At 70.0% G+C, this 18,492-nt stretch carries 13 protein-coding genes; 4 read left to right on the plus strand and 9 right to left on the minus strand.

Annotated elements, in window-relative coordinates; all coding sequences use genetic code 11:
* Window positions 1-617: 617 nt before the first annotated feature.
* From F0U60_RS02355 to F0U60_RS02370, 4 genes are read right to left on the minus strand one after another with little or no spacing between them, the layout of a single operon-like run.
* Complete coding sequence (locus F0U60_RS02355) at window positions 618-2,162, minus strand: response regulator (protein ID WP_395813475.1); 1,545 nt, start codon at window positions 2,160-2,162, stop codon at window positions 618-620.
* Window positions 2,155-4,191, minus strand: a complete 2,037-nt coding sequence (locus F0U60_RS02360; protein WP_395813477.1) for an ATP-binding protein — start codon at window positions 4,189-4,191, stop codon at window positions 2,155-2,157. Before F0U60_RS02360 ends, F0U60_RS02355 begins: the two co-directional genes overlap by 8 nt.
* Window positions 4,188-4,907, minus strand: a complete 720-nt coding sequence (locus F0U60_RS02365) for a hypothetical protein (RefSeq protein WP_395813479.1) — start codon at window positions 4,905-4,907, stop codon at window positions 4,188-4,190. Before F0U60_RS02365 ends, F0U60_RS02360 begins: the two co-directional genes overlap by 4 nt.
* A 2-nt stretch (window positions 4,908-4,909) precedes the next feature.
* Window positions 4,910-5,566 (minus strand): B12-binding domain-containing protein, encoded by a 657-nt coding sequence (locus F0U60_RS02370; RefSeq protein ID WP_395813481.1) that lies wholly within the window; start codon window positions 5,564-5,566, stop codon window positions 4,910-4,912.
* A gap of 250 nt (window positions 5,567-5,816) precedes the next feature.
* Here F0U60_RS02370 and F0U60_RS02375 point away from each other — a divergent pair, with 250 nt between their 5' ends.
* The 3 genes from F0U60_RS02375 (at window position 5,817) to F0U60_RS02385 (ending at window position 9,486) form a co-directional block, all read left to right on the plus strand.
* Entirely contained in the window at window positions 5,817-6,608 is a 792-nt protein-coding gene (locus tag F0U60_RS02375) for an ActD-like protein (RefSeq protein WP_395813483.1), read from the plus strand.
* Window positions 6,605-8,962 (plus strand): caspase family protein, encoded by a 2,358-nt coding sequence (locus F0U60_RS02380; protein WP_395813485.1) that lies wholly within the window; start codon window positions 6,605-6,607, stop codon window positions 8,960-8,962. The genes F0U60_RS02375 and F0U60_RS02380 overlap by 4 nt, the downstream gene beginning before the upstream one ends.
* A 128-nt stretch (window positions 8,963-9,090) precedes the next feature.
* Window positions 9,091-9,486 carry a hypothetical protein gene (locus F0U60_RS02385; protein WP_395813487.1) on the plus strand — a complete coding sequence of 132 codons (396 nt, stop codon included), beginning with the start codon at window positions 9,091-9,093 and terminating at the stop codon, window positions 9,484-9,486.
* Between the two features lie 2 nt (window positions 9,487-9,488).
* Here the strand turns inward: F0U60_RS02385 and F0U60_RS02390 are convergent, their stop codons facing one another.
* The 5 genes from F0U60_RS02390 to msrB form a co-directional block, all read right to left on the minus strand.
* Window positions 9,489-11,366, minus strand: a complete 1,878-nt coding sequence (locus F0U60_RS02390) for an ATP-binding protein (RefSeq protein ID WP_395813489.1) — start codon at window positions 11,364-11,366, stop codon at window positions 9,489-9,491.
* Between the two features lie 10 nt (window positions 11,367-11,376).
* Window positions 11,377-13,737, minus strand: coding sequence for a hypothetical protein (locus F0U60_RS02395; RefSeq protein WP_395813491.1), 2,361 nt, complete (start codon window positions 13,735-13,737; stop codon window positions 11,377-11,379).
* Window positions 13,738-13,752: 15 nt separating this feature from the next.
* Complete coding sequence (locus tag F0U60_RS02400) at window positions 13,753-16,002, minus strand: invasin domain 3-containing protein (protein ID WP_395813493.1); 2,250 nt, start codon at window positions 16,000-16,002, stop codon at window positions 13,753-13,755.
* A gap of 81 nt (window positions 16,003-16,083) precedes the next feature.
* A complete protein-coding gene (locus F0U60_RS02405) occupies window positions 16,084-16,593 on the minus strand; it encodes a DUF6748 domain-containing protein (RefSeq protein WP_395813495.1) in 510 nt (169 codons plus the stop codon).
* Between the two features lie 78 nt (window positions 16,594-16,671).
* Window positions 16,672-17,109 (minus strand): peptide-methionine (R)-S-oxide reductase MsrB, encoded by a 438-nt coding sequence (gene msrB / locus F0U60_RS02410; protein ID WP_395813497.1) that lies wholly within the window; start codon window positions 17,107-17,109, stop codon window positions 16,672-16,674.
* Between the two features lie 271 nt (window positions 17,110-17,380).
* On the opposite strand from msrB, the gene dnaN reads away from it, so the two are divergent.
* Window positions 17,381-18,487: a DNA polymerase III subunit beta gene (dnaN, locus tag F0U60_RS02415; RefSeq protein ID WP_395813499.1), complete on the plus strand. Its 1,107-nt coding sequence runs from the start codon at window positions 17,381-17,383 to the stop codon at window positions 18,485-18,487.
* Window positions 18,488-18,492: the final 5 nt, after the last annotated feature.

Consider the following 18,492-nt stretch of genomic DNA (forward strand, 5'->3'; position numbering starts at 1 on the left):
GTCGTACCAGATTGGTTCGGGCGTTTGTTGATCTTGGATGCACCCGTGACACGGGTTTTAGCCCGAGGCTCTCGATACCCTCACCCCGTCCCTCTCCCAGGGGGAGAGGGGTTAGCAGCGCGGCAGGTTCGCGTCGGGCGGGCAGTTCCACTCTGCGTGGCAACACTCTCCTCCTTCGCGACCGCAGGGCACCTGACATGTCTCTATCCAGTCGCACGGGTGGTGCTCCGTGCTCGAGGCTCTCGGTGATGTTTCCTCCAGAGCACGCGCCGCCCCGCAGTCCCTCGTGCCCGGCTCGCACCTCGTCACCCCTGGATGGACCTGCTCCGCGGACAGTGCTCCCACGACTCCTACCGGAGCCCCAGTGAGCATCCCCGCAACGACCAGCAGGCAGACCTTTGTCGCGCTCATGACCCCACCCCCCGTACTGACGCACGTCACGTGAGCTCGCTGTGCACCTTTATCTGCTCATGGCGTGACGCCGTGGAAAGTGAGTTGAGCAGGGACGTCGTGACTCGTCACCCCATGGGCGGAGCTGGTGTCGAGACGATGGCACTCACTTGTTCGCCTATACCCTCACCCCGACCCTCTCCCGGAGGGAGAGGGAGGTGGTGGGGTTACAGCTCCGACAGCAGGCGGCTCAGTTCGTCTGGCTTCACCGGCTTCACCAGGTGGAGATCAAAGCCTGCCTGGCGCGCTCGGCTCTGGTCGTCTGTTCCTCCGTAGCCCGTGAGCGCCACCAGCCGGATGCCGTGGCCCATCTTCGCCCGCAGCTCCGCGGCCACCCGGTAGCCGTCCAGCCCCGGCAGCCCGATGTCCACCAACGCCAGCTCCGGTGTGCGTTGCACCGCCAGCTCCAACCCGCGCAGTCCGTCCGCCGCCACCTCCACTCGGTGGCCCCACGTCTCCAGCAAGTCCTGCAGCGCCTGCCGTGCGTCCGCGTTGTCCTCGACCAGCAGGATGTGCCGGCGCCTCTTCACCAACGTGGGCAGCACCACCTCCTGCTCCGACACCGACGCCGCCGGCAGCAGTGGCAGCCACACCACGAACTCGCTGCCCTTCCCGGGGCCGTCGCTGTGCGCCTCCACTCGGCCTCCGTGCATCTCCACCAGGTTGTGCACCAGCGTCAGCCCGATGCCCAGGCCCCCTCGCGTGCGCTCCAGTGATTCGTCCGCCTGGGAGAACAGCTCGAAGACCACGGGCAGCACATCCGCCCGGATGCCGATGCCCGTGTCCTTCACCCGCACCAGCGCTCCCGGGCTCCCGTCCCCCGCTGGTGACAGCTCCACCCGTACCTGAATGGAGCCGCCCGCGTCCGTGTACTTCGTCGCGTTGTCCAGCAGGTTGGTGAAGACCTGCTCCAGCCGCGTCGTGTCTCCCTCCATCCACAGCGGCATCGCCGGCAGGCGCGACTCCAGCTTCAGGTGGCGGCCCTCCGCCAGCGGGTGGAACGTCGTCAACACCTGCTCCAGCACGCCCCGCAGGTCCACTCGCAGCCGGCGTAGCTCCACCTTGCCTCGCGTGATTCGGCTCACGTCCAGCAAGTCGTCCACCAGCCGCGCCAGGTGGTTCGTCTGGCGCTGGATGATGGAGACCATCCGGCCATCCTTGGGGTCCACCGAGGTCCGACGCTCGAGGATGCCCACCGCGGTGGTGATGGCGGCCAGGGGGTTGCGCAGCTCGTGCGCCAGCATGGCCAGGAACAAGTCCTTGCGCCGGTCCGTCTCCGTCAGCTGCTCCGCGCGCCGGCGCAGCTCCTGCTCCGCGCGCCGCATGCGCAACAGCGAGCGCACCGTGGCGATGAGCTCCTCGCTCTCGAAGGGCTCGGTGAGGTAGGCGTCCGCGCCGCCCTCCAGCCCGCGCACCTTCTTGTCCGGAGTGACATAGGTGGCGGACGTGTGCATCACCGCGATGGAGGCCGTCTCCGGCCGGGCGCGCAGCCGCTGGCACACCTCGTAGCCGCTGATGTCCGGTAGCTTCACGTCCAGCACCACCACGTCCGGCCGCTCCTGCTCGGCCAGCCGCAGCGCCTCTTCACCTGTGCCCGCCTCCAGCACCCGGTAGCCCGCCATCGTCAGCGTGCGCGTCGACAGGTAGCGGGTCGCCTCGTCGTCGTTGACGTTGAGAATGGTCGCGGAAGCAGAAATGGTGATGTCAGCCACGGCGGCTCTCTCCGTTATCAGTGCCCAGGCCCGTCTTGTGCAGCGCGTCCCGGATGCGGGCGATGGCCACTTCACGGCTCAGCGTGTGCTTGGCCATGATGGTCGCGGTCTCCTTCGCCAGCCGCTGGCGTTCGTCGTCCTGCAACTGTCGCGACGTGTGGAGGATGACGGGGATGTCGCGCGTGCGTGGGTCGGCCTTCAAGTCGTCCAGCACGTCAAAGGCCGTCATGTCCGGGAGCACGAAGTCCAGGAAGATGAGGTCGGGGACCTGCTCGCGCGCCAGCTGGATGCCCTGGGGTCCGGTGGCCGCCTCCGCCAGCACGTAGGGCGTGTCCTTCAGGAGCTGCCGCAGCAGGTAGCGGTGCACGTCGTCGTCGTCGATGATGAGCAGCTTGCGCACCGGGCCCGTGCGCGCCATGGCGGCCAGCTTGCTCAAGAGCTGCTCCTCGACGACGGGCTTGAGCCAGAACTCGTCCGCGCCCAGCGCGCGTGCCTTGTTCTCGCGGTCCATCAGCGTCACCACCAGGATGGGGATGTCGCGCGTGGCCGGGTTGCCCTTGAGCTCGGAGAGGAAGCCCCAGCTCGTCTCGCCCTCCAGCATGACGTCCAGCACCACCGCCGCCGGGCGTACCCGCTGAATCGTGCGCCGCGCCTCGTCCACCGTGCGCACCGGCAGCACCTGGAAGCCCGAGCGCGCCAGGTACTTCTCGTACAGGAAGAGCGTCTGCCGATCGTCCTCCAGCACCAGCACCGGCGCGCGGCCCGGGTCCAACTGCTGGCTGCGCTCGGCCAGGCCCGCCATCTCCTGCACCTCCGGGTGTACCCGGGGGATGGTGAGCATGAAGGTGGCGCCCTGGCCCGGCGTGCTGTGCACCGTGAGGCTGCCGCCCAGGAACTCCGCGAGCCGCCGCGACAGCGCCAGCCCCAGGCCCGTGCCCTTCACCTTCTTCTGCAGCGGGCTCTCCACCTGGGTGAATTCCTCGAAGATACGCCCTTGGTGCGAGGGCTCGATGCCAATGCCCGTGTCGCGCACCCGGAAGCACACCGTGTCGTCCGGGCCCCGCTCGGCCGAGACGGTGACGTGGCCCTTCTCCGTGAACTTCAGCGCGTTGGACACCAGGTTGCGCAGCACCTGGCTCACCTTGGCCTCGTCCGTCTCCAGCGTGAGGTCCGCCTCGGGCTCCACGAAGCGCAGCTCCACCGCCGAGTCCGCCGGCACCAGCGGCTTCATCATCCCGCGCAGCGCCCCCAGGAAGTCTCCCGAGCTGAAGCGCGTGGGCCGCAGCGTCGCCTTGCCCGACTCCATCTTCGAGAGGTCCAACAGGTCGTTCACCAGCTCGAAGAGCGCCTCCGCCGAGGTGCGGATGAACTGCACCTGCTTCTGCTGCTCGGGGGCGAGCGGGCCGTTGATGGGGTTGAGCAGCAGCCGCGCCAGGCCGAGGATGGAGTGCAGCGGGGTGCGGAACTCGTGGCTCACGTTGGCCACCACGCGGCTCTTGATTTCCGCGGCGCGCACCAGGCTCTCCGTCTTCTCGTCCAACTCGGCGTGCAGGGTGCGCACGCCGCGGTTGGACTCCTCCAGCTCCCGGTTGAGGCGCAACAGCTCGTCCGCGCGCCGCTTGAGCTCGCGCTGGTTGCGCTCCGTCTCGCGGTGCAGCGCCGCCAGCTCGCTCATCGTCTCGCTCACCTGCGAGAGCGATTCGGCGTAGTCCTCGGACACCAGGCTGCCCACCAGCGCCACGCCTCCCTCGTGTGGGGCGCCCCGGAAGGCGAAGGTGCGCGGCATGCCCGCCACGCAGAGGATGATCTCCCAGCCCTCCACCCGCTCGTCGCGAGCCAGGGTGATGAGCTTGTCCACCTTGTCCTCGGTCCCCTGGGCCGCCAGCTTGCGCAGCGGCTGGCCCGGCACGGCTTCCAGCAGCCGCACCGCGCGCTCATCCGCCCAGGTGAGGGTGCCAGACGCATCGCACACCAGCGCCACCTCGCGGCTCAGGAAATGCCACAGGGACGCGGGTACGGGCGTCGTCATGAATGCTCCTTTTCCAGGGCGGTGAGCCCTGTCGCCACCGTTGCACGGGGCAACTCCGAGACGGAGGCTTCTTGGGCGAGCGCCGCTTCCAGCGCCTCCAGCAGCCCGCGGTAGGTGTACCGCAGATCCCGGTTCGGCCAGAAACCCGCGTACCACCGCACATGCTCCACGAACAGCCCCGGCCGTTTCATGCCGAGCGCGTCCATCAGGTATGACAGTTGCAGGAGCAACTCCTCCTCCAGACGGCGCTCCTGCATGGGTGAGGGAGGGCCCTCCCGGGCCGACAGCGCGTTCAAGGTTTGGCGCACCAGCGCATCCCGGACCTCGTGCACGGCGCGCGCGGGGCCTTCGGGCCACTCCAGCGCGGACTCGGCCGCGCGCACGTACTCCAGGGCCTGGGGCGGCTGCGTCAGCCCCTCGCGCACCAGCGCCGCGTGCAGCCCCTGGAAGTGCAACGCGATGTGGCGCGAGCTCATGCCACGCGGCACCAGCAGTCCCTGCAGCCAGCGCGCGTAGCGCTCCATGACGCCCACCTCCCTCGCGTCCAGCGCCTGCACCAGGTAGCGCACGTGGAAGACGGCGTCCTCACCGCCAAAGCGCCGGGCCCGGTCCTCGCCGTAGCGGGCGAACCAGAAGGGGTCCTCGTAAAGCCCCAAGACGGACGTCTCGGCGAGCCGCTGGGTGAGGCTCTCGACCTGCCTCGCGAGAGATTGCATGCCTATACCTTGAACATCCTGCAGGTCGCCGCGACCAGCTCGCGCGCGTCCTTGCCGAAGAAGGGCACTCCGAGATCTGCCTCCACCCCGGGAGCCCAGGTGAAAGCCAATCCCCCTACGGCCATGGGCAACATCGGTGCGACCTCGCGCACCGCGGCCACCGCCTGACGCAACGCGGGGAGGTGGTACGTCATGGTAACAGAGAGCGCCAGGAGGTCCGGTTTGGAGCCGAGCACCTCCCGCACCAGGTGCTCCGTGGGGACGCTGGCGCCGAGGAAGCGCACGTCGAAGCCCGCCATCTCCAGGAAGTCACTGGCCATGCGCGCTCCCAGCTCGTGCAGCTCGCCCTCCACGCACGAGATCATCACCAGGCGGCCATTGGGTGGATCTCTGGGCAGGTGCCGGTAGAGATGGGACAGGGCCAGCTGAGAGATGGCCGTGGCCATGTGCTCCTGCGCCACCGAGATGTGGTTCTCCTGCCACAGCCGGCCAATTTCCCACTGGGCCTTCTGGATGACCTCCAGGTGCAGGGTGGGCAGGGGAACTCCCCGGAGGATGCCCTCGTCCACGAGGAGGCGGAGGGCCTCTCGGCGGTTTCCCGCGAGTTGAGCGGACAGATAGGAGTCCTTGAGCGCTTCAAGGGTGTCGGTCGTCGTCACGGATGGATGAGCGCAGTGCTGGGGTGTGGGGAAACGGTCTCCGGATGGGTGCACTCCTTAGAGGCGGACGGCCTTGGACGCCACAGGAACTCAACACGTCCGCGGGCAGGCGTAGGCCCACGTGCGTAGACCGCCCGCCCAATCCCTCGGAGAGCGGGGGAGGGAGCGCATGATCGGTAAAAAGGTGAGGATCAAAAAAGGCGGTGACACTTCGTTCGGGGGCCGGTGTTCCCCTAACGCTGGAGGCACCATGCGTCCCCCCTATCGCACACCCGACTGGCTGCTTGAACGGATTGCCCTCGGTGAGCTCCCCCCCGAGGTGCTCGCCGCCGCCCGGGCCCGTCTCCTGGAGGAGCCGGACGGCGCCGCCCGACTCGCCGCGCTCGAGGCCGACACCGCTGCCATCCTTGCCCGGCTCCCACCCGCCGAGGTGGCCCGCCGGGTGCAGTCCCGGGTCCGCGTCCAGCGGGCTCGCGGGGAGCGTCCCTCCCGCTCCTTTCTTCCAGCCTTCGCCCTCGTGCCGGCGCTCGCGGTCGCGGCCCTCGTCGTCCTCGTGCGGCCCCAGGTCTCCGCCCCGGTGGGCCCGGAGGTGGAGCTGGAGGAGACGCGACTGAAGGGGCTGGAGGCTCGGCTCACCGTTCATCGCCAGCATGCCGAGTCCGCTGAGGAGCTCGCGGATGGGGCGCTCGCGGCTCCTGGGGACGTGGTGCAGCTGGCCTACGTGGCCGCGGGCCGGGCGCATGGTGTCATCCTCTCCGTGGACGGACGTGGCACCGTCACCCTGCATGCCCCCGAGTCCGGCACTGCCTCCGTGCCGCTCGCACCCTCCGGCACCCATGCGTTGCCCGGCGCCTACGCCTTGGACGACGCCCCCGGCTTCGAGCGCTTCTTCCTCGTCACGGCCGAAACTCCCTTCGCCTTGGACGAGGTGCTCGCCGCCGCCCGCTCGTTTGCTGCCCATCCGGAGGCGCGAGCCTCGCGCTTGCCCCTTCCTTCGCGGTACATGCAGACCTCCTTTTTGCTGGAGAAGTCCTCGCCATGAGCGTTTCCAGAGCCTTCGTCCTCCTCGGCCTGCTGCTCGCCGCTCCGGCCCTCGCGGAGACGGGCACCGTGCGGCGGTTCGCGCTCCTCGTGGGCGTCAACGACGGCGGCCCTGAGCGCGTGCGCCTGCGCTACGCCGTGTCGGACGCGAAGTCCTTCGACAAGGTGCTGGGCGAGCTGGGTGGAGTCGCCGCTGGAGACAGGCGCCTGCTGGTGGAGTCAGGGCGCGCGGAGTTGCTGGCGGCGCTCGGAGACCTGCGCTCGCGTACCGAGGCCGCCCGGGCGTCCGGGGCCTCGCGCGTGGAGGTGCTCGTCTATTACTCGGGCCACTCGGACGAGGAGGGGCTGCTGCTCAAGGGCGAGCGCCTGGACTATGGCGAGCTGCGCCGTGCCCTGAACGCCCTGCCCGCGGATGTGCGCATCGCCGTGCTGGACAGCTGCGCGTCGGGCGCCTTCGCTCGTACCAAGGGCGGCACCCGCCGGCCCGCCTTCCTCGTGGACGCGGGCAGCAAGGTGCGGGGCCACGCCATCCTCACTTCCTCTAGCGAGGACGAGGCGTCGCAAGAGTCCGACAGGCTGGGCGGCTCGTACTTCACCCACCACCTGCTCTCGGGCTTGCGCGGTGCGGCGGACTCCACCCGCGACGGGCGCGTTACCCTCAACGAGGCCTACCAGTTCGCCTTCCACGAGACGCTGGCCCGCACCGAGAAGACGCGCGGCGGCGCTCAGCACCCCGCCTATGACATCGAGCTGGCCGGCTCGGGCGACCTGGTGATGACGGATTTGCGGGCCACCTCGGCGGGGCTGTACCTGGCGGAGGCGCTGGAGGGCCGGCTCTTCGTGCGCGACGAGGCGGGCACGCTGGTGGTGGAGCTGCAGAAGCTGCCGGGCCGGCCCACGGAGCTGGGATTGGCGCCCGGGCGCTACCACGTGCGGCGCGAGCTGGGCAGCGGGGCCTCCGAGGCGTCCTTCACGCTCGTGGAGGGCCAGCGCACCCCGCTGTCTCCCACGAGCTTCCAGAGCGTGCCGCTGGAGGCCACCGTGTCGCGCGGGAACGTCGGGGGCACGGTCGGGGACGTGATGGGTGTCGAGGCGGCCCTGGCCCCCGTAGAGGCCGGGAGTCAGGTCGGGCGGCCGCGCACGCAGTTGGTGACGGCGCTGAGCCTGATTCCGTCGCTGAGCACCAATACACTTCGTGCACCGGGCCAGGCGGTGGAGAACCAGCTCGCGATCGGCGCGGTGAATGGGGGCGCGGCGGTGCGGGGAGTGGCGCTGTCGCTGTTGGCCAACTGGTACGACGAAGAGGCCCACGGTGCGCTGTTGTCCACGGGCATGAACATGGTGAAGGGCCGCTCGAGCGGAGCGCACGTCTCCTCGGTGGCGAACATCGCGCTCGGCCCGGTGGATGGGATGCAGGCGACGGGGGGCGTGAACGTGGCGCGCGGGGACGTGGGACTGGGGCAACTGGCGGGGGGCGTGAACGTGGCGACGGGTGCGGTGCGGGGCGTGCAGCTCTCGGGCGCCGGCAACGTGACGGGCGGGAACTTCGGAGGCGTGCAGCTCTCGGGCGCCGGCAACGTGACGGGCGGGAACTTCGGAGGCGTGCAGGGCTCGGGGGGCTTCAACGTGGCGCAGGGTGACTTCGAGGGCTTCCAGGGAGCCGGTGTCTTCAATGTGGCGGGCGGCGCGGTGCGGGGCACGCAGTTGTCGGCGGCGTTCAACAGCGCGGGCAATGTGTCGGGCCTGCAGCTGTCGCTGTTGAACGTGGGCGGGGACGTGTCGGGCATGCAGCTGGGCATCGTCAACGTGGCCCGGGTGGTGAAGGGGATGCAGCTCGGCCTGGTGAACGTCTCCGAGGAGGTGAAGGGCGTGCCGCTCGGACTGCTCTCCTTCGAGAAGAAGGGGCAGTTCCACGTGGAGTTCTACGGGAGCGACATCCAGCTCACGAACATCGCCGTGAAGTTCGGCGGCAAGTACGTGTACACGACGCTGCTGGGCGGCATCGGGCCGGACGATCGGCTGGAGCGCTTCAGCCTGGGGCTCGGGCTGGGCTTCCACCTGCCGCTGTGGGGCAATCGCATGTGGCTGGACGGGGACGTGGCGGGCAGCTCGGTGCACCGCGTGAGGGACCCCTTCGGGGGCAGCAGCAACCTGCTGGCCCAGGGGCGCCTGATGTTCGGGGTGCAGCTCTTCGAGCGCTTCGCCCTCTTCGGCGGGCCCACCTACAACGCCTACTTCGCCTTCAGCGAGGCGAACCGGTACAAGCTCACCTCGCTGCCGGCGCGGGAGGAGCGGCTCGACACCTCCTCCACGGTGCAGTTGTGGCCCGGCGTGCAGATTGGCGTTCGCATCTGAGGCGTCAGGGGGCGATGGGCCCACGGCGTGCTCACAGTTCTCCTGGCCTGGCGAATCTCGCACTCGGGCCTTGGGGGACAGGAACGCGCGGGTTGTTGGATGCGCGAGGAGTCAGGTAACTCTCCGCCATGCGCATGTGCACGGTGGTGGGGTTGCTGGGAGGCCTGTTCCTCGTCGGATGGGTGGCCTTGGCCGTCTTCTTCTGGCGCCGGGAGAAGGAGGCCAGCCGGCGTCACAAGGAGCAGCTGCGGCTGCTCGGTAACGAGGAGCTCCTCTCCCGTGCGTTGAACTGGGGCTCCATGAGCCGCCACGCGGAGCTCCCCGCGGTGAAGGAGTTCCGCTCCCTGCTCGAGCAGCACCGTTACGCGGAGATGCTCGAGGGTTGGCGCGCGCTCACCGCCTCCCTGTTCGCCCTGGAGGAGCACGTCTCGGCCAGGAGCTCCCTGCTCTACGACAGCGACTCCTTCCGGGTGCTGCGCGACTACGTGGAGGTGCTTTACGAGCGGCAGCAGCGCGGGGAGTAGCGTCAGACCAAGGAGCCCTGCGCGGGGGCGGTGGGGAGCACGAGCGTGACGGTGGTGCCCACGCCCTGCTCACTCTGGAGGGAGATGGAGCCGCCGTGGTCCTCGATGACGCGGTGGCAGATGGCCAGGGACAGGCCCTTCCCGGTCCACTGCTGCTTGGTGGTGAAGAAGGGATTGAAGATGCGCTCCAGGTGCTCGCGGGGGATGCCCCGGCCCGTGTCTCGCACCTCTACCCGCACCAGCTGTTCGTCCACGACGTGGGTGGCCAGTGTGAGGGTGCGCTCCGGCCTGTCCTTCAGGGCATTGAGGGCGTTGCCCAGCAGTCGGCTGAAGACGTCGCCCAGCGCTTGCGTATCGGCGAGCACCCGCACCTCGCCGGAGTGGAAGTGGCGGTCCACGCGCACCCCCACCTGGGTCAGTTCCGGGCCTCGCGACTCCAGGAGGCGGTTGAGCATCCGGTGCAGGTCCACCGGGCTGCGCCCTGATTGCTGGCGCTCGGAGAGCAGCTGCAGCTCTCGGACGATGGTGGCGATGCGCTGGGCCTGGTGGTGGACGGTGTTGAGCATCCGCCGCGACGGGTCCTCCTCCGGCAGGTCCATCAGCATGAGCTGCACGTTGCCCAGGATGGCAGCCAGCGGATTGTTCATCTCGTGGGCCATGCCGGCCGCCATGTCTCCCATGGCCGCCAGGCGCTGGCTGCGCGAGAGCTGGGCCTGCGTCTGCTTCAGCTCGCGGGTGCGCTCCTCCACTTGGGCCGCGAGCTGCTCGTTGAAGCCCAGCAGCTCGCGGTGGGCCAGCTCCAACGCCTGTCCCATGTCGTTGAAGGCGTGAGCGAGGTCTCCCAGCTCGTCCCGTCGCTTGAGGGTGATGCGGTGGCCGAGGTTGCCCCGGGCCAGCTCGCGCGCGCCCTCGGCCAGCCGGGCGATGGGGCGTGCCAGGGCACGGGCCAGCAGCGGCGACAGCACCAGCACGCCCACCAGGGTGAGCCCCAGCACCTCGAAGGTGCTCCGGGACAGGGCCTGTAGTGGGGCGAGCGCGGCCTCGCGCGGGCGGGCCACCACGGCCACCCAGCCGAGCTCCGGCACCGGACTGAAGGCCGCCAGCCACGTGTGGCCGTCCTCCTCGTAGTGGCTCTGTCCCGGCCGCCTCGCGCCCCGCGCCTCCGGCAGCTTCGCGGAGAAGTCCTCCCGGAGGTGTGCGCGCTGCACGTCTCCGTCCAGCAGCAGTCGGCCCTGTGCATCCAGCAGGAAGACGCGCTCGCGGCTCTCGCCACCCAGGGCCAGTCGTTGGGAGAGCTCCTCCAGGCCCAGCTCAGCGGCGAGCCCTCCTCCGTGGGACTCGGGCGTGCGCGCCGCCACCACCACGGCGGGCCGCTGGCGCACGGCGGTGAGATAGGGCGCGGAGACGGCGTACGTGCGGCCCGCGGGCATCTGGGCGAGGAGCTCCGCCGCGCGGCGTTGAAAGTCCTCCACCTCCTGGGCGGTGACGGTGTCGTGGCGGCGGAACTGCGGCTCCTGCCGCGCAAAGGCCTCCGGGTCATCCACGAAGACGCTGGCCACCAGGTGCGCTTGGGCGTCGAAGAGTCCCACCTGCGCGATGCGGTCGCGTCGCAGGAAGACGCGAGTGAGGAACTCCTGGGCCGCGGCGGGGCCGAGCGCGGTGGGGTCCTGGTGGAGCAGCGCCGCGTCGAGCTCCGTGGCCAGCGAGAGGACATAGGTGGCGGCATGCTCCGCCTCGGCCAGCGCGGTGCGCCGGTGCTGCTCGTCCACTGACTCCGCGAGGGCCCGCTCCGCGCCACGCCAGGCCAGCAGGCCCGTGGCCACGGTGGGGACCGCGGCAAGGGCGATGAGCAGCAGCAGCAGCCGGGTGCGGATTCTCATGGACTCGGGCTCACTTCACCGGCGCCGGGCAGCTTGCCTGCAGGCTGATGCAGGCCGAGCCCGACCTGCTGTTGTCCGTGGCATCGGTGGCGGTGACTTGCAGACAGGGGTGGGGCGTCCGACCCAGCAGCTCGCCGATGACGACGTTCGGTTCGGTGGTGGTGCCCCCGCTGAAGGACTGCGTAGTGATGGGGGCGATGTTGCCAAACGGCGTCACCGTGAGCCGGGCCGTCCCCGTGTACGAGGTGACGAGGTTTCCCCATGTGTCGAGCGCTCGCAGGGTGAGCTTCCACCGGTCCCTCTCCGAAATGCAGCTCGGCGCCTGGACCTCGAAGCGAGCCAGGGGACCGGAGCGGATGGCGAAGGTGCCGGCCTGCTGTCCCTGGAGGGCTCCTGAGGCGACGGTCACCCGCGTGCCGGGGTGGGACTGCGTCACGGTGACCGTCACGTCGGCCTGGCCCTGGAAGCCGTTGAAGGCGGAGGGCGTGATGCGGCTGCCCTCGATGTTCTCCGCGCCGAGCTTCAGGTCGTGCACGTCCTGGGTGGTGTTGCCATGGGCGTCCACCGCGCGGATGCGCACCGGGAAGGGCTTGCCCGCCTCCTGCAGGCCCTGCGTGTTCTCCACCACGAAGCGCTGCGTGGGTCCAGGGCGCACGGCGAAGCCCCCCGTGGCCGTGCGCAGCTCTCCGGGCTCCTCGGGTGTGCCCTCGAAGAGCTCGAGGTGGGTCTCCTCTACGGGGCGGATCAGCGTCACCGGGAGTTTGATGGCCCCTGTGAAGGCGCCGGTGGTGGTGGGGCTCAGCGCGCCCACGGGGACGCCGACGGCGGAGAGCGTCACGGACATGGACGTCTCCGAGCGGTTGCCGAAGCGGTCCAGGGCCTCGATGGTGAGGTCGAAGGGCGTCCCCGCCCGCTGGGGCCCCTGCACGGGCGACACCACCAGGCGCGTGGGCCGGCCCCCGAGGATGGAGATCTCCGGAGAGGCGCCCTTCACGTCGGGCGCGCTGGGGTACGTCGCCACCACCTGTACCTTCTGCACCCGGGTGAACTCGGCGTCGAAGGCGGCCTTGCCTTCCGCGAGCTCCACGCTGCTCCGCGAGAAGCCCGGGTCGAGAGGGACGGACTCCAGCAGTACCCGCCCGGTGTCACGCGTGCGGTTACCCCAGGTATCAAGCGCCTGGACGACGAAGTGCTCGGCGACGCCCACCTGCAGGGAGCCCGCGCCGGAGCGCTGCACCTCCAAGTGGTGGGTGGGGCCTGGCATCACCTCGATGCCCACCTCGTGGGGTTCCAGCTCGGTGAGGGTGTCCTGGTCGATTGCACTCACCATCAGCCTCACCTCCGCCGCGCTGCGTGTGTCCCGGTAGAGGAGGGGCCGGGTTCCCGCCTCCTGCAGGATGAGGGAGAGGGTCTGGTGGGGCGGGTCGGACGGGTCGATGGCCAGGCCTCCGCCGGGAGAGGTGGTGCGCAGGTCGAGCTGGATGCCCTTGACCGGGAGCGAGGCAGGGCCGCCGCTGGAGTCCAGCACCTCCACGGCGATGCTCACGGGCTGTCCGGCCACCAGAGGTGAGAGGGGCACCTGGGTGAAGCGCACCGCGGTGGGGGGGCCGAACCGTCCCACGGCCACCGTCTGGGCGATGAGCGGGAGCTCGATGTTCTGGTCGGTGCGTGGGCTGCTGGACTTGAGCGTGTGATAGCCGGGCGTGGTGTCCTTGTACATGAGGTCCACTCCTGACTCTCCAGGCGCGAGCGTCACCTCCAGTGTGGCCAGGGCCGTGTGCTCCTGCTTCAACAGGGCAATGAGGCCGGTATTCGAGTCGCTTTCGATGTGCAGGGTGCGAGGGATGGAGGTGGGGGCGGGCAGGCCATCGCCGTCCCTCAGCTCGAGGCGGATGGCCTCCGTCCACTGCTCGGGGTGGGTCGAGCGTATCGAGGTGACGAAGGCGAGGCGCTGCACGTCCCGGTCGACGACCGTGAAGGCGCCGGGCAGGGTAGCGGAGTGGCCCTGGGCATCGATGACGGTGACGTCGTGTTGCCCTGGAGGGAGGGTGGCCGGGGCGGTGGCCTCGAGCGTGTCGCGAGAGACGAAGAGCACGCCATAGGCGCGCTCGGGGCCGATGCGCACCTCGAAGCGGTTCTCCAACGAGGGCGGCTCCTTCGAGCCCAGGTCCACCGCCAGGTCCGGCGCGAAGGCGCCGCTGAGCAGCAGGCGCTCGGGGGCGCCGAACCACGCTCGCTCGGGAGACACCTTCTCCAGGCGCGGCGTGTCGGAGCGAGGGCCGCAAGAGAGCACGCAGACCACGACCCAGGCCAGCGAGAGCAGGCCGGGCAAGTGCCGGAACGAAGAGCCTTCCACGGTACGAGCGCGCATCCGTGTCTCCTTTCGTCAGAGTGGGAAGCGGTAGCCGAGTGAAGCGGAGAGCCCGCCGATGGGGCCCTGAAAGGTATTGCCCTCGGGGAGCCGGGCGAGTCCATAGCGCCCCTGCAGCACGAACTCACCCGGTCCGTACGTCCAGGTGAGTCCGAGCCGTGCGTGCCCACCGAAGACAGGGGTGAGCAGGCGTTGGGCGCCGCCCTGGTCCAGGCTGAGGCGCCAGGAGATGTGGATGAGGTGCGCGTCGAGCCCAGCGCCGACATAGGCGGAGAGCGAGCCAGACAGGGGGATGAGCCAGCGCGCGCCCGCGGAGGCGGTGGTGGTGAGGGCCTCGCCAGCCAGCTCGAAGGACTCATGCGCCGTGCTCTCGCCGCGCAGGGAGAAGCGTCCAAAGGCCACCTGGAGGGAGGCACTGGCGGCGAGCCGCTCGCCGAGCGCGTAGGGCCGCACGTCCCCCTCCAGCTCCAGGGCGGGCTGCACCAGCCGACCGAGGTTGCTCTGCGCGCCGAGCCGCACGGTGAAGCCTCGGGGCGTGCGTGAGCTGAGGGTGAGCCGGGCATCGCCTCGGGCCTCGCCCGCGGCGGCGAGCAGGGTGGCCACACCGCCCTCGCACCGGGAGGGCGCATGGTAGCGGGTGACAAACTCGCCACTGCCGAGTGCTGCCACGCGCTCGAAGTGCCCATGCTCGGCCTGGGTGCCTGCCGCGCTCAGGGAGATGGGCACGCCGTCCAACGGGTTGCCGTTTGCGTCCTCAACGAGGAGGTGCACCTGCGCGCTGTCCTGGCCGTCGCAGCGCACCTCGCGCTCTTCGGGGCGCACGCGCAGGCGGGCAGGGGCGCCGGGCACGAGCCGCACGGAGGCGCGGGCGAGCTCCTCTCCCCAGCGGGCCTCGACGAGCGCCTCGCCGGCCTTGCGTCCCGCCACCAGCTCGACGGTGGCGTGGCCCTCGCGCATCCTCACGGAGGCGGGCACCGTGCCGAGCGTGGAGGTGAGGGAGACCTCCGTCCCGTCCGGAACGAAGGCGCCCTTCACGTCGCGCGCGGTGAGCTGGAGCGACAGCCGCGTTACGCCATCCGCGGGCAGCTCGTGCGTGCTCGTCTCCAGGGTGAGCCGGGGAGGCGGGCGCAGCGTCAGGGCGAGCGAGGCCGGGGGCGCACCATCGAGGAGGGCCTCGAGCCGCACCTCGCCTCCGCCAACGGGAGCACGGTAGCGCGCCAGGTAGGTGCCATCTCCGCGGTCCTGCAAGGGGGCCACCTCGCCGCGCGTGGCCTGGAGCCGGACGGGCAGCCCGGGCAACGCGCGTCCCCGCTCGTCTCGGACGCTCACGGTGACATCCGTGCCCGAGCTCCCATCCGCGAGCAGCTCGCGCGAGACGGCCTCCACGGTGAGCACGGGCTTGACGCCGGCCCGCAGCTCCATACGAACAGAGGAGGGCTCCCCACCGCCCGACTGGCCCGTGAGCACCGCCTCGCCCGGAGAGGCCCGCGGGTGGGGAACGAAGGTCCCCACGTGGACACCGGGCGCCACGCGCTGGGGCTCGAAGGTGCCTCCGCTCCGCGAGAGGGACGGAGGGGTCTCCAGCGGCTCGCCGTGCCCGTCGATGCCAAAGACCCAGACGCGCACGCCGTGCACACCATCGGCCTCGACGGCGGACTCCCCGCTGATCAGCAGCACCACGGGCCGGGACGATACGGGGAGCGGCAGGGACTTCTGCTGGGGCGCCTGGCCGGGCTCCGTGGTGGTGACGGTGGCTTGAGGCTGGGTCGGGCCGAGGAGCACAGCCACCTCGGCCTGTCCGTCGGCGTTGGCGCGCACGGGTCCGTATAGGGTGTCTCCGATGCGGACCTCCACGCGGCCCAGAGGCGGCAGCCCGGTGAGCGGCAACACCTGGCGGCGCTGCACCTCGAGCACCACGGTGGCGTGGGCACCCGAGGACGGGGACACCGCGGCGCAGAGAATGGGCGCGAGGGTCTCGGCGTGGGGCGGGACGAAGGTGGCCTCGAGCGTGTCGGGGGCGGAGCGTCGGGTGGAGAGGATCCGGCCCGTGCTGCACGCGAGGCGCGCGTCGGCGGGCAGCCCGGAGACGGTGAGGGTGGAGCGCGTGTCGCGTCCGGAGAGGAGCTGGCGCGGCGAGGCCTCCAGCTGAGGCGGATGCGCCGCGTGGGCAGCTCCGGAGAGCAGGAGGTTCGGCAGGGCCAGCAGCCCGAGGAGCCCTCGGGCCGCGCGCATGACATGGGGTGTGATGACCACTTGCCCCATCATGGCGGAAGCCTCCCTGCCGGTGAACTCGGAGGGAGGCAGGATACCCCTTCTGGAGGAGGACGTGGGACGGGGGCGGGGGGACTAGCGGTCCTCGACGACCTTCTTGACACGCAGCACGGTGGCGGTGCCACCAGGGCCCGCCTTGGCCACTGTGTCCACGGTGGCCTCCACCTTGAGTCCGGCGCCGCGGCCGTGGACGGCCTCGAGGAGGGTGGAGCGCCGGTCCTCGGGCAGGTTGAGCGCGGAGAGGTCCACGTCGGTGATTTGAATCGCCTCCGCATCGGGCTGGCCCACCGGGGTGGCGATGTAGGAGGGGCAGGGCGCAGTGATGCAGCGCACGCCGCTGTCCTTCACGAAGTACACTCCGGGCTTCATGGCGGCAGGCTCCTGTGCGTGGGTGTCGGCGCCGTCGGTCGGGAGCTCCTGGCTCGGCCTCTTGGCGGCGGGAGGAGTCTCCGACAGGGGAGCGGGCTGGGAGGTGGGCGTGCCGCTCGGCTCGGTGGGGCGGGGCTCGGGAGTGGCGCGGTTGCTGCAGCCGGCGAGCAGACCGAGCGCAAGAGCGGCGGAGAGCAGGGGATGACGCAAGGTCATGATTCGGGCTCCGGAAGGGACGCGGCGAGCTCGCCGCCTCCCGGGTGATACCACTTCCCGACGGGGCACATGCCCGGGTTATTCGTAGGCGGAGGCGCCGAGCTCTTCCCCGAGGAACTCCTCCTCGGGCTCGAAGACGAGGGCGGCCGAGTTGATGCAATAGCGCAGCCCGGTGGGGGGCGGCCCGTCATCGAAGACGTGGCCAAGGTGGGCGCCGCAGCGGCTGCACGACGCCTCGGTCCGGGTGTGCAGGAAGGTGCGATCGTCGTGGTGGGAGATGTGGCTGGACTGGATGGGCGCCCAGAAGCTGGGCCAGCCGGTGGCCGAGTCGAACTTCGTCTTCGAGGAGAAGAGGGTACAGCCGCAGCCGGCGCAGCTATAGATGCCTCGGCCGTGGTGGTTCCAGAAGGAGCCGGTGAATGGGGGCTCGGTGCCCTTCTGCCGCATGATCCGGTACTGCTCCGGGGTGAGCTGCTCCCGCCACTCGTCGTCAGTCTTGTAGAACCTGTCGTGCATGGCGCCTCCTCGTCCGACCCGCCCTAAGTTATGGGGGCGGGGCTGGCTGGAAGCAGCGACCGGTTGGCTGGTCGGTAGGATGAAGTGCTACCTGTATGCCCGTGCGAGGGGAGGCAGTCCAAGTCCCCGTCTCCCCGTGTGCTGGTCGAGTCAGCATGACCGCAGACGTCAGGTTCGTTGACGGCTTGGCCCCCCCAGGCTACATCCGGCTCAGGCGGCCGTGGAGCCGCCGTTCTTTCCTGTAACCCCCCGGTTCTTCAAGGACCCCGAGATGGAATTCCGCATCGCCGCCGACGAGCTGAAGAAGGCCCTCTACCGCGCTCAGGGCATCGTGGAGCGCAAGACGACGATGCCCATCCTGGCCAACGTGCTGGTGACGGCGCACAAGTCGGGGGTGACCGTCACGGCGTTCGACCTGGAGATCGGCATCGTCTCCGAGCACCCGGCCGAGGTGGTGAAGCCGGGCGCCGTCACGCTGAGCGCCAAGTACGTCTTCGACATCGTCCAGAACCTGCCGGACGCCCACGTCACGCTCAAGAAGCTGGCGAACAACTACGTGGAGATTTCGAGCGGCTCGGCGCACTTCAAGATCGTCGGCACCGCGCCCGAGGAGTACCCGAAGCTGCCTCGCGAGGAGAGCGCCCCGCTGGTGCAGGTGATGGGCAACACGCTGCTGGAGATGATCAAGAAGACGCAGTTCGCCATCTCCACGGACGAGACGCGCTACATCCTCAACGGCGTCTTCTTCGAGCCGCAGGCGGGCGGCAAGGTGCGGATGGTGGCCACGGACGGCCACCGTCTCTCGCTCATCGAGCGCGAGCTGCAGGGCGACTTCAAGCTCAAGGGCGGCGTCATCATCCCGCGCAAGGGCCTGTTGGAGCTCAAGCGGCTTCTGGACGAGGCGCCGGACGCGGAGTGCCACCTGGGGTTCGCGGAGAACTCGGCGCTCTTCAAGAAGACGGGCCTGACGATGGTGATGCGGCTCATCGACGGCCAGTTCCCCGAGTACCAGCGCGTCATCCCCAAGGAGGGGGAGAAGTCGGTGCTGGTGCCCAAGACGCGGCTGCTCGAGGGCCTCAAGCGCATCGCCCTGCTGAGCGCGGACAAGAGCTACGCGGTGCGCGTGGGCCTGGCGGAGAACCAGCTGCTCATCACCGCGAACAACCCGGACCTGGGCGAGGCCAAGGACGCGCTGGACATCGCCTACCGGGGCACGCCCATCACCATTGGCTTCAACGCGCGCTACCTCATTGACGTGCTGTCGGTGACGGACACGGACGAGGTGGCCTTCGAGCTGGGCGACGAGCACAGCCCGGGTGTGCTGCACGCGCCGGGAGATCGCAGCTTCACGGCCGTGGTCATGCCGATGCGCGTCTGAGTGAA

The organism is Archangium minus (assembly GCF_044360475.1).
In the GTDB taxonomy this organism is placed as follows: Bacteria; Myxococcota; Myxococcia; order Myxococcales; family Myxococcaceae; genus Archangium; species Archangium minus.